We start from the raw sequence: 13525 nt of genomic DNA, 5'->3' as shown, positions 1-13525 counted from the left end.
ATTAAATAATTTGATTTTAGCGCAGAAGTGATAACAACCACTGTCGCATGTATTTTAGGACTAATCTCATAAAAGATTAGTCCTTTTTATTATGATAATTAAATGGCGCATTTTGTTATGTTAAATGGCGCATTTTGTTATGTTAAATTGCTGCGAATCAATACGGTTTAAGGCTGTATTTGTGATAAAATAGTAGGTAAATATGTGTTGGAGGTTAATATATTGAATAAACTAGTCTTAATAGATGGTAATAGTCTTAGCTTTAGGGCCTTTTATGCGTTACCACTTTTACAAAATAAGGCAGGTATACACACCAATGCCGTATATGGTTTTGCGATGTTACTTGAGAAAATAATTAAAGAAGAACAACCTACACATTTCTTAGTGGCATTTGATGCTGGCAAGACGACATTTAGACATGAAACTTATGGAGAATACAAAGGCGGTCGTCAAAAGACCCCACCAGAATTAAGTGAGCAGTTTCCATATGTTCGACAGCTATTAGATGCTTATCAAATTAAGCGTTATGAGCTTGATAATTACGAAGCTGACGACATTATAGGAACTTTGAGTAAAGAGGCTGACCAATCAGGTTTTCAAACAATCATTGTTACTGGTGACCGAGATTTAACACAACTGGCAACGGATAATGTTACAATTTATTATACGAAAAAAGGCGTGACAGATGTAGATCACTATACACCAGACTTTATTGCCGAAAAATATGACGGTTTAGTTCCAAACCAAATCATAGACATGAAAGGTTTAATGGGAGATACATCAGATAATATTCCTGGCGTTGCTGGCGTAGGTGAAAAAACAGCAATCAAGTTACTTAAGCAATTCTCTACTGTTGAGAATGTTTATGAACATATTGATAAAGTATCAGGTAAGAAATTAAAAGAAAAGCTAGAGAATAGTAAAGATGATGCAATTATGAGTAAGGCATTGGCTACGATTAATTGTGAGAGTCCTATAGAAGTGAAGGTTAGCGATACAAAGCTACCTGATGAATTAGACGAAACAGCCAAAGTAGAATTGTTCAAGAAATTAGAGTTTAAACAATTACTAGAACAAATTGATGTGGATAGCGATAATAGTAATGTCGAAGAAAAGGAAATTTCAGTAGTAGATCATTTTGATCAAATAGATTTTGCTACATTAGAGGAAGCGAATATTCATTTTGAACTTGATGGTACAAACTATTTGAAAGATGATATTTTGAAATTTGGATTTTATGATGGGTCACATCATGTAGTAATTGATGCAAATGACATAGATAAACATAAAGATCTCGTTCAATGGTTAGAAAATGGTCAAACTGCAAAAGTGGTTTATGATGCTAAAAAATCGTATATCACAGCGCATCGTTTAAATATCGATTTGAAAAATATTACATTTGACACAATGTTGGCAAGTTACATCATTGATCCATCGAGAACGATAGACGATGTGAATTCTGTCGTAACTCATTATGGTCAACACTATGTAAAAGAGAGTGTTGCTATTTATGGTAAAGGTAAGAAACGTTCGATACCAGAAGATGATGTGCTTAATCATTACATCGCTACCATTACTGAAGCAATTAACCAATCATATCCATTAATGCTTGAACAACTGACTGAGTATAATCAAGCAGAATTACTATTTGATTTAGAGTTACCATTGGCAGAAATTTTAAGTCAAATGGAAGAAATTGGTATTTATACCGATGTAAATGATTTACAAACGATGGAAAGCGAAATTCAAAGTAAATTAGATGAATTAATTCAAAATATTTATGATGCGGCAGGAGAATCATTTAATATCAATTCACCTAAGCAGTTAGGCGTAGTATTATTTGAAAATCTACATTTACCAGTTATTAAAAAAACAAAAACGGGTTATTCTACTGCTGTTGATGTATTGGAACAATTGAAGGGCGAACATCCTATCATCGAGTATATTTTAGAATATAGACAATTGGCTAAATTACAATCAACTTATGTTGAAGGATTACAGAAAGTAATTAGTAAAGACCAGCGCATTCATACAAGATTTAATCAAACCCTAGCTCAAACAGGTAGATTATCTTCAATTGATCCGAATTTACAAAATATTCCTGTACGCCTAGATGAAGGTAGGAAAATTAGAAAAGCATTTAAATCTACAGATGAAAATAACGTTATATTTTCTGCGGATTATTCGCAAATTGAATTGCGTGTTTTAGCACATATCACACAAGATGAAAGTATGATGCAAGCATTCATCAATGATGAAGATATTCATACTGCAACAGCAATGAAAGTATTTAATGTGGAACCTAATGAGGTTGATGCTATGATGCGTCGACAGGCGAAAGCTGTAAACTTTGGTATAGTATATGGCATTAGTGATTATGGCTTAAGTCAAAGTTTAGGAATTACTAGAAAGCAAGCAAAGCAATTTATTGATGATTATTTAGATAGCTTTCCAGGCGTGAAACAATATATGGAAGATATTGTTAAAGATTGTAAAGCGAATGGTTATGTGGAAACACTATTGCATAGACGTCGTTATATTCCAGATATTACGAGCCGTAACTTTAATTTAAGAAGTTTCGCTGAACGTACAGCAATGAATACACCAATTCAAGGTAGTGCTGCTGATATTATTAAATTAGCGATGGTGAATTTTGCTAAAGCAATTGATGATACAGATTTTCATGCGAAGTTATTATTGCAAGTACACGATGAATTAATCTTCGAAATTCCTGAAAATGAAGTATCAGAATTTGAGAAATTTATAGAAGATATTATGGATAATGCATTAGATTTAGATGTGCCATTGAAAGTAGAATCTAGTTATGGCAAGACATGGTATGATGCAAAATAGAAAGTTGGTACAATAATGCCGGAATTACCAGAAGTTGAACACGTAAAAAGAGGAATTGAACCATTTGTTGTCGATCAGAAAATTGTAGGTGTACACTTTTCAAATAAAGTAAAAGAAGGTAAGGCAGCAAATAAAGAAACGATTATCAAAGGAATGGAATTAGATACGTTCCAAATGTTCACGCAACAATTTATAATTGAGAAGGTAGAACGCAGAAGTAAATATATTGTTTTCTATCTTAAAAAACAGCATGAGCATCGTATTTTAATCAGTCATTTAGGTATGGCTGGTGGATTCTTTGTTGTAGACAAAATAGAAGATATTACAAACACGAATTATAGAAAGCATTGGCATGTTGTGTTTAAACTAGCAAATGGCAAGTTGCTTGTGTATTCAGATATACGACGATTTGGAGAAATTAGAAATGTGGCCTCATTTGATGCCTATCCTTCATTTTTAGAAATAGCGCCTGAACCATTTGAAGATGGTGCGTTAAGTCATTATTTGTCATGGTTTGATAAGAAACTGTATCAAAATAAACCAATTAAACAGATGATACTAGACCATAGAGTCATTTCAGGTTGTGGAAATATTTATGCTTGTGAAGCGTTATTTAGGGCTGGTATACATCCTGCTAGGTTATCAAAAGATTTAAAACATCAAGAGCGAGAAATGGTGTTTTATTATGTTCGAGAAGTCCTAGAAGTGGGTATAAAAAATGGAGGCACAAGCATATCAGATTACCTACATGCAGATGGTAGTAAAGGTACGATGCAACTACATTTAAATGTATATAAACAAAAGCAATGTAAAGTATGTGGTACTGATATAGAAACACAAGTTATCGCAACGAGAAACAGCCATTTTTGTCCGACATGCCAAAAGTAAAGGAAGAGTGAGTATTATGCCAAAAATCATAGGATTAACTGGTGGTATTGCTACAGGTAAATCAACTGTATCTGAATTATTAACTATACATGGTTTTAAAATTGTCGACGCTGACGTTGCATCACGAAAGGCAGTAGAAAAAGGAACGACAGGTCTCGCTCAAATTCGTGAGCATTTTGGTGAGGAAGCGATTTTAGAGAATGGTGAGATGGATAGACAATATGTTGGAGAACTTATTTTTAATTATCCTGAAAAGAGATTAGAACTCAATGAAATCGTCCATCCAATCGTCCATGAAATTATGGAACAAGAAAAAGAGGCCTATTTAGAACAAGGTTATAATGTAATTATGGATATTCCATTACTTTATGAAAATGAATTGCAGGATACTGTCGATGAAGTTTGGTTGGTATATACATCTGAAAGTATACAAATCGAGCGTTTAATGGAACGTAATGATTTAAGTTTAGAGGATGCTAAAGCGCGTGTCTTAAGTCAAATTTCAATAGATAAAAAGCGTCGAATGGCAGATCATGTAATTGATAATAGAGATACCAAACTTGAATTAAAGCAAAATGTCGAAACATTATTGATTGAAGAGGGTTATATTGATAATGAAATAGAAGATGGACAGTAATTACTTTAGTCATATTAAATAGCATGTATGTAATTGTTATTAACTATAGGTGCTTAAGTTAATCTCTTTAGCAAGTTTAACGAAGATAAAAACACTGATTTATTAAGGTATTAGCTTCGAATTTTAACGTTTTGAAACGTAGCTAAGTTGTAACGCTTTTAACAATAAATGCTAAATAATGAGAGTAACACACTGATACAAAAAAATAACGTCAATTCCTATGGCATAAGTTCATTAAATAGGAATTGACGTTTTTTTATCATTTAGTCTTATAAATCAAGATATATTTTGTATTAATAGCCTAATTATTACAGCATTTCGGGATAATAAAAGCTTCATATTACAGCATAAATAAAAAATTGAAATTTCTAAAAGAAAACGCTTTCTTATTCAAAGTTTTATGTTATACTATTTCCATAAAGTATAACACAAAGATGAGGGGTGCTTTTTAATGGCTACAAATATTGCAATTAACGGTATGGGCAGAATCGGAAGAATGGTATTAAGAATCGCATTAAAAAATAAGGACTTAAATGTGGTTGCAATTAATGCAAGTTACCCTCCGGAAACAATTGCTCACTTGATTAATTACGATACTACACATGGTGCATATGATTTAACTGTGGAACCAGTTGAAAATGGTATCAAAGTTGGTGATCATGAAATAACATTAGTTTCAGATAGAAATCCAGAAAATTTACCTTGGAATTCAATGAATATAGATATCGTAATAGAGGCTACTGGTAAATTTAATCATGGCGACAAAGCAGATGCACATATTAAAGCTGGGGCTAAAAAGGTATTATTAACAGGACCATCTAAAGGTGGAGACGTACAAATGATAGTTAAAGGCGTTAACGATGATCAATTGGATATCGATGCATATGATATCTTTAGTAATGCTTCATGTACTACAAATTGTATTGGTCCAGTTGCAAAGGTATTAAATGATCAGTTTGGTATCGAAAATGGCTTGATGACAACAATACATGCGATTACAAACGATCAGAACAATATTGATAACCCTCATAAAGATTTGAGACGTGCAAGATCTTGCAATGAGAGTATCATACCAACTTCTACAGGTGCTGCGAAAGCATTAAAAGAAGTGTTGCCAGAATTAGAAGGTAAATTACATGGTATGGCCTTAAGAGTACCTACAAAAAATGTATCTTTAGTAGATTTAGTTGTAGATTTAGAGAAATCTGTTACAGTTGAAGAAGTTAACGAAGCATTCAAAGCACATACATTAGGTGGTGTGATCGATACAGAAGATGCACCATTAGTATCTATGGATTATAATACAAATCCACATTCTGCTATCATTGATACACAAAGTACGATGGTAATGGGTGATAAAAAGGTTAAAGTAATCGCTTGGTATGATAATGAATGGGGTTATTCAAATAGAGTTGTAGAAGTAGCGGCACAAATTGGTTCGTTAATTGCTAATCAGACATCTGCCGTGGTTAATTCTTAATATAAAATATAATAATCAATGTAGAGTAAACGATCTCTAATGAGTTAAAACGTCGATTTCTATTGTTAAAAATAGAGATTGGCGTTTTCTTAATTATGTGGAGTTGTTACTATTTATGAGTATTTAGTATACCTCAGTCAGAAAAAGATAACACCATGTTGAATTGCAACAATAATATATTAACGTTTGAATCGTATTGTGATAAAATGACTTGCCAAATGAGATGGTCGAAATCGTTACGCTTTTTTAATATTATATGGCGCATTTTTAATAGAAATCAAGAAAATGGGTGTAAATTATAAATTTTAATATAATAAAACAACTAAAAGTAAAGTGATTTCAGTTGAAGTGTTGCCATTCTTTTGTGGGACTCATATTTATAGTATAATGAAAATTAATCAAATTGAGAGGGTGATAAGACGATGAAATGCCCGAAATGTAATTCGACGCAATCACGTGTCGTCGACTCTAGACATGCTGATGAAGTTAATGCGATTCGTAGAAGAAGAGAATGTGAAAAGTGTGGGACACGTTTTACAACTTTTGAACATATAGAGAAGAGACCATTAATCGTCGTGAAAAAAGACGGAACAAGGGAACAATTTTTACGTGAGAAAATCTTAAACGGACTTGTGCGATCATGTGAGAAAAGACCTGTACGATACGAACAGTTAGAGGAAATTACAAATAATGTTGAATGGCAATTGCGTGATGCAGGTCAAGCTGAAATTTCTTCGCGAGAAATTGGGGAGTATGTAATGAACTTATTGATGCACGTGGATCAAGTATCTTATGTGAGATTTGCGTCTGTCTATAAAGAGTTTAAAGATGTCGATCAATTATTAGAATCGATGCAAGGTATTTTAGCAGAGAATAAACGGAGTGATTCTTAGATGGGATTACAGGCAAATGATTATGGATTGCGACCGCATGATAACTTTAATGTCATTCGTAATTTTGAAATCAATCACAGACATTTGCAAATACTAAATAGATTATTCACACCACTTATAGGTCCTGAGGCAATTGGTTTGTACCATTATTTAAACCAATTTGTTGAGCAGTCAGCCGACACAATTGCTACACATTATATTATTATGAGTGAATTAAAGATTAATTTGCTAGAATTTCGAAAGCAAATGGATTTGCTAGAAGGTATTGGGCTAATGAAATCCTTTGTAAAGCATGATGAACAACTTTCCTCATTTGTCTATCAATTGGTGCAACCACCTTCTGCTAAACAATTTTTTAATGATCCAATGTTGTCAGTCTATCTTTACAGTGAAGTCAGTAAGCAGCGTTACCATCAATTAAAGCAGTATTTCGAAGCAGAACATACTGTAGCAATGCAACACTATCAAGAGGTCACGCGAACATTTACAGATGTATTTAAAGTACCTAATCATCAAGTTAAAGTGGATACGAGTAAAATTCTGAACGACCAACATTATAATGGCATCGAGCTTTCAGATGTAAAGTTTGATTTTGAGACATTATATGACCTATTGCAGACACATTTTATTAGTAAAAAGATTATCAATAAAGATGCAAAACAGTTAATCACACAGTTAGCTACTTTATATGGTTTGACACCAGAATCGATGAAACGCATTATCTTGAAATCGATTACTAGTGCCCAAGAACTTTCTTTTGAAGAGTTAAGAAAGCATGCTCGAACTTATTATTTAATTGAACATGAACAACAGTTACCTAAATTAAATAAAAAGGGTGACGCAGTTTCAAAATCTGCACCAACTCAACAAAGTGAACCAACTCAACAAAGTACATCAACGGAAAGTAAACAACAACAATGGTTACAGCAACTAGAAGAAACTAGTCCGATTGACATGTTAGCTTCTTGGTCAGAATCTGAACCAACTGCACAACAAAAGTTTATGATTGAAGATTTAATTGAACGAGAAAAACTATCTTTCGGTGTCATTAATGTATTACTTCAATATGTTATGTTAAAAGAAGATATGAAGTTGCCAAAGACTTACATTTTAGAAATAGCGTCCAATTGGAAGAAAAAAGGAATTAAGACTGCAGAGCAAGCATATCAACAAGCGATGAAAGTGAATAAGGCACAATCTGAACCACGTAATCATGCTCCGAAGTATAAACAACGTCAATTAGCGTCAAGAGAAATGACGCCAAAATGGTTATTAGAAGCTAAGGATCAGGATGATCATCCTGCAACTGCAAACAATGAACCAGAAGAAGATGAAAAATTAAAGGCTGATAGAGAAGCCTTTCTTAAACATTTGAAACAACAATGGAAGGAGGAATAAGTTATGAAGTCTTTTAGTAATATAATGGGGGATTCTAATGATTTATCAAAGCGCATTGCTAAAATTAAAAAAGATGTAATAAATGATCCTGATGTAAAAGCTTTTTTAGAGTCAAATCAGAAGAATCTAACTAATGCTATGATTGATGAAGATTTAAATATTTTGCAAGAATATAAAGATCAACAAAAACATTATGATGGCCATGCATTTGAACAATGTCCGAACTTTGTAAAGGGGCATGTACCAGAGTTATATATTGAACATGGACATATAAAAATTAAATATTTGCCATGTCCATGTAAAATAAAGCATGATGAAGAACGATTCAACTCCCATCTAATTACTTCGCACCATATGCAACGAGATACTTTAAATGCTAAATTAGAAGATATTTATATGGATAAACGTGATAGATTGGACGTAGCTATGGCAGTAAATAAAGTGTGTGAACAAATCACCAATAAAGAGACGGGTGTTAAAGGACTTTATTTATATGGGCCATTTGGTACAGGCAAGTCATTTATAATGGGAGCAATCGCCAATCAGTTAAAGACTAAAAAAATTCCTTCAACTATCGTATACTTACCAGAATTCATTCGAACATTAAAGGGTGGATTTAAAGATGGTTCATTTGAAACTAAGTTATCACGTGTAAGAGAAGCGAATATCTTAATATTAGATGATATCGGTGCAGAGGAAATTACGCCGTGGGCACGTGATGAAGTGATTGGCCCATTGTTACATTATCGTATGGTACAAGAACTACCTACATTCTTCACATCTAACCTGAGCTTCAAAGAATTGGAACATCATCTTTCTGTGACCCGTGATGGTACAGAGCAAACTAAGGCGGCTAGAATATTAGAGCGTATTAAAGCATTGGCTACACCATACTATCTTGAAGGAAAAAATTATAGGAACGATTGAAATATTGAATAATTGTTGTATAATATAGATAAATCTAAATCAATATGAAATTGTCAAAGACATGATGGATCAGTGAATACTTTACAGAGAGCCAAGTGAGATGAGATTTTGGTAAGTATACTTGTTCATTACTACTTTGTAAATGGTGTGCTAAATCACATCCGGCTCAAGACCGTTATCTTAAGTAGAGTAGGCAAAGTTAACTTTAAGTTAGACGATGTCTTATTTTAGGGTGGTACCACGATGACCTCGTCCCTTTTGGGATGGGGTCTTTTTGTTTTTTAGTAGTGTGTTTGACAGTTCATTATTGATGATAGTACATATGAAAAATAGGAGGGTAATTATGGAGCAAATTAATATAACATTTCCAGATGGCAATTCGAAGGTGTTTGATAAAGGCACAACAACTGAAGATATAGCACAATCTATTAGCCCTGGTTTACGTAAAAAAGCTGTTGCAGGTAAATTAAATGGACAATTGATTGATTTAACACGTCCAATTGAAACAGATGGGGAAATTGAAATCGTAACACCAGGTAGTGAAGAAGCATTAGAAGTGTTACGTCATTCGACAGCACATTTAATGGCACAAGCTTTAAAACGTCTGTATGGAGATGTTTGCTTTGGTGTAGGTCCAGTGATTGAGGGTGGATTCTACTATGACTTCGATATGGAAGAAAGTATATCATCTGATGACTTTGAAAAAATTGAAAAGACAATGAAACAAATAGTCAATGAAAATTATCCAATAGAACGTAAAGTGGTAACTAGAAATGAAGCAAAAGCATTCTTTAGTGATGACCCTTATAAACAAGAATTGATTGATGCAATACCTGAAGATGAAAATGTAACATTATACTCTCAAGGTGAATTTACAGATCTTTGTCGAGGTGTACATGTTCCAACTACTGCGAAAATAAAAGAGTTTAAACTATTATCTACAGCTGGTGCATATTGGCGTGGTGATAGCAATAATAAAATGTTACAACGTATTTATGGTACTGCGTTCTTTGACAAAAAGGATTTAAAAGCACATTTACAAATGCTTGAAGAAAGAAAAGAACGTGATCACCGTAAAATTGGTAAGGAGTTAGAATTATTCTCTAATAACCAACTTGTTGGTGCGGGTCTACCTTTATGGTTACCTAACGGTGCTACAATTCGCCGTGAAATCGAACGTTATATTGTCGATAAAGAGGTGAGCATGGGATATGGTCACGTGTATACACCAGTTATGGCAAATGTTGATTTATATAAAACATCTGGTCACTGGGATCATTATCAAGATGATATGTTCCCAACAATGAAATTAGACGAAAATGAAGAAATGGTACTACGCCCTATGAACTGCCCGCATCATATGATGATCTATGCGAATAAACCACATTCATACCGTGAGTTACCAATTCGTATTGCAGAGTTAGGTACAATGCATCGTTATGAAGCAAGTGGGGCAGTATCAGGATTGCAACGTGTTCGTGGTATGACTTTAAATGATGCGCATATTTTCGTACGTCCAGATCAAATTAAAGAAGAATTCAAACGCGTTGTTAATCTTATAATTGATGTTTATAATGATTTTGGTTTTGAAAATTATTCATTCCGATTAAGTTACCGCGATCCTGAAGATAAAGAAAAATACTTCGATGATGATGATATGTGGAACAAAGCTGAAAGCATGTTAAAAGAAGCGGCTGATGAATTAGAATTGGATTATGAAGAAGCAATCGGTGAAGCCGCGTTCTATGGTCCGAAATTAGACGTTCAAGTTCAAACTGCAATGGGTAAAGAAGAAACATTATCTACTGCACAACTCGATTTCTTATTACCTCAAAAATTCGATTTAACATATATCGGAAATGATGGTGAACAACATCGCCCAGTAGTTATACACCGAGGCGTAGTGTCAACAATGGAACGATTTGTTGCATTCTTGACTGAGGAAACTAAGGGTGCATATCCTACTTGGTTAGCACCTAAACAAGTAGCTATTATTCCAGTTAATGTTGATTTACATTATGATTATGCACGTCATATTCAAGATGAGTTGAAATCACAAGGCGTACGTGTAGACATTGATGATCGTAATGAAAAAATGGGCTATAAAATAAGAGAAGCTCAAATGCAAAAAATTCCTTATCAACTTGTTGTTGGTGATAAAGAAGTTGAAAACAATGAAGTAAATGTAAGGAAATATGGTTCGCAAGATCAAGAAACACTTGAAAAAGATGAATTCATTTGGAATCTTGTAGATGAGATTCGTTTGAAAAAACAAAGATAGTCTTGAAAGTCTTTACAAAATAATGTATATTACAAGTTAGTGAAATAAATAAAATTCATAAAATTTGAGTTAGAGGTTGCGTTTTTAATAAGTAAGCATTTTGATGTCGAATGGGGCATATGACGAATGTTAAAAGGTAAAATCGCCGAAACAGACATTATCCATTTATACTGTTTGTTGGGTCAGTTATCGAAAGAGACTGAACTGTCACATATGTGATGTGCTACCTATATACATGCTATTATTAAATTGGTTGCATATCTATTAGGTATGCAACCTTTTTTTAGGCGTAAAACTATAAAGCATATGCTTCGGGAAAGAGCAAAATTATAGTGACTACTGATGTGGATAATCATAAGCTGTCAGTATGAAACAAACTATAAAAACACTGGCTAAAACATATAGAAAGTTAACCTCTAAGTTTACAAAGAAAGGAAGCTTCTATGGCAAAACAAAATAATCAGAATGATGGTATACAAAGGGGACTTAAAGACCGTCATATTTCAATGATCGCAATTGGAGGTTGTATCGGAACTGGGTTATTTATGACTTCAGGTGGTGCAATCCATGACGCTGGAGCTCTAGGTGCATTGCTCGCCTACGCTATAATCGGTGCTATGGTATTCTTCTTAATGACATCACTAGGTGAAATGGCTACTTATTTACCGGTATCTGGTTCATTTAGTACATATGCAACAAGATTTGTAGATCCTTCATTAGGATTTGCATTAGGATGGAACTATTGGTTTAACTGGGTAATAACAGTAGCGGCAGATGTTACAATAGCTGCACAAGTTATACAATATTGGAGTCCTTTAGCAGGCATTCCAGCGTGGTTGTGGAGTTGTTTATTCTTAATAATTATCTTTGGTCTAAATGCTTTATCAGTTCGAGTTTATGGAGAAAGTGAATATTGGTTTGCTTTGATTAAAGTCGTAACAGTTATTATCTTTATTGCGATTGGATTGTTAACGATTGTAGGTATCATGGGTGGCGAATTTGTTGGTTTTGATACATTTACAAAAGGAAATGGACCAATCTTAGGTGATGGTATTGGTGGAAGCTTATTATCTATATTAGGTGTATTCTTAGTTGCCGGATTCTCATTCCAAGGAACAGAATTGATTGGTATTACTGCAGGTGAATCTGAAAATCCAGAGCGTGCAGTACCTAAAGCGATAAAACAAGTATTCTGGAGAATATTATTATTTTATATCTTAGCGATATTTGTTATCGGTATGTTAATTCCATATGATAGCTCTGCGTTAATGGGTGGAGATGATAGTGTAGCTACATCACCATTTACATTAGTCTTTAAAAATGCTGGTTTAGCATTTGCAGCGTCATTTATGAATGCTGTCATACTTACCTCAGTATTATCTGCAGGTAATTCTGGAATGTATGCATCAACACGTATGTTATATTCAATGAGTAAAGATAAACTAGCCTTTCCAATTTTTGGTAAAACTAACAAATACGGTGTGCCGTATATTTCATTATTCGTAACTGCATTAATTGTAATCGGTATTTTCTTATTACAACATGTAAGTGGAGATGCTTATCAATATATCGTTGCAGCGAGTGGTATGACCGGTTTTATTGCATGGGTAGGTATTGCGATAAGCCACTATAGATTTAGAAAGGCATTTAACAAGCAAAATTATGATAAATCTAAGCTTAAATATACTGCTAAACTATTCCCATTTGGACCTATTTTTGCCGGTATATTATGTGTGATTGTTATCATTGGTCAAGACGTTGATTTCATCAAAACAGGTGACTTTGATTTAAATCGCTTTGTCATTACTTATATGGGAATACCAGTATTCTTAGTGTTCTTTATCTATCATAAATTACGCTATAAAACGAAGAAGATTCCTTTAGAACAAGTTGACTTACGTCAAGATGTAAAAATGGATGAAATAAAATAATTTAACAAAACTATTGACTTAGCCAATTAATGTTGATATGATAGGTAACGTTGAATACGAAACGAACCAAGAAGAAGCTCCCGCTTCTCACCTGTAGCGACGCTAATTGCAGTTGGCAGGTCTATATATACATGGATTGTCATGTGTAGAGAAGAGCGGGTATATTATGTACTCGCTCTTTTTGCTTGGGATAATTTCGTAAAAATCTTGGAGGTGTCAACCATAGCAAAAGATCAG

At 33.6% G+C, this 13525-nt stretch carries 9 protein-coding genes, 1 riboswitch and 1 other annotated feature; all 9 genes read left to right on the top strand.

All coding sequences use genetic code 11. The features are described from left to right. The first annotated feature begins 222 nt into the window (after nt 1-222). Nucleotides 223-2853, top strand: coding sequence for a DNA polymerase I (polA, locus tag ACF91D_RS24440; RefSeq protein ID WP_107527044.1), 2631 nt, complete (start codon nt 223-225; stop codon nt 2851-2853). A gap of 15 nt (nt 2854-2868) precedes the next feature. Beyond that, nucleotides 2869-3741, top strand: a complete 873-nt coding sequence (mutM, locus tag ACF91D_RS24435) for a bifunctional DNA-formamidopyrimidine glycosylase/DNA-(apurinic or apyrimidinic site) lyase (protein WP_042738450.1) — start codon at nt 2869-2871, stop codon at nt 3739-3741. A gap of 16 nt (nt 3742-3757) precedes the next feature. Beyond that, complete coding sequence (coaE, locus tag ACF91D_RS24430) at nt 3758-4378, top strand: dephospho-CoA kinase (RefSeq protein ID WP_119624542.1); 621 nt, start codon at nt 3758-3760, stop codon at nt 4376-4378. A 451-nt stretch (nt 4379-4829) separates the two neighbouring features. After that, nucleotides 4830-5858, top strand: coding sequence for a type I glyceraldehyde-3-phosphate dehydrogenase (gap, locus tag ACF91D_RS24425; protein ID WP_107527046.1), 1029 nt, complete (start codon nt 4830-4832; stop codon nt 5856-5858). A 422-nt stretch (nt 5859-6280) separates the two neighbouring features. Continuing rightward, entirely contained in the window at nt 6281-6751 is a 471-nt protein-coding gene (nrdR, locus tag ACF91D_RS24420; RefSeq protein WP_042738453.1) for a transcriptional regulator NrdR, read from the top strand. Beyond that, nucleotides 6752-8149, top strand: a complete 1398-nt coding sequence (dnaB, locus tag ACF91D_RS24415; protein WP_107527047.1) for a replicative helicase loading/DNA remodeling protein DnaB — start codon at nt 6752-6754, stop codon at nt 8147-8149. A gap of 3 nt (nt 8150-8152) precedes the next feature. Further along, nucleotides 8153-9076: a primosomal protein DnaI gene (gene dnaI / locus ACF91D_RS24410; RefSeq protein WP_042738455.1), complete on the top strand. Its 924-nt coding sequence runs from the start codon at nt 8153-8155 to the stop codon at nt 9074-9076. A gap of 343 nt (nt 9077-9419) precedes the next feature. Further along, nucleotides 9420-11357 (top strand): threonine--tRNA ligase, encoded by a 1938-nt coding sequence (gene thrS, locus ACF91D_RS24405; RefSeq protein ID WP_107527048.1) that lies wholly within the window; start codon nt 9420-9422, stop codon nt 11355-11357. Nucleotides 11358-11419: 62 nt separating this feature from the next. After that, a riboswitch (Lysine riboswitch) is annotated at nt 11420-11591 on the top strand. A gap of 209 nt (nt 11592-11800) precedes the next feature. Then, nucleotides 11801-13288, top strand: a complete 1488-nt coding sequence (locus ACF91D_RS24400) for an amino acid permease (RefSeq protein WP_042738457.1) — start codon at nt 11801-11803, stop codon at nt 13286-13288. A 62-nt stretch (nt 13289-13350) separates the two neighbouring features. Beyond that, nucleotides 13351-13478: a sequence feature (ribosomal protein L20 leader region), on the top strand. Nucleotides 13479-13525: the final 47 nt, after the last annotated feature.

It is taken from the genome of Staphylococcus sp. 231237_7MaSpsaltlick, from assembly GCF_043107035.1.
This window is presented reverse-complemented; position numbering and strand designations above follow the sequence as displayed.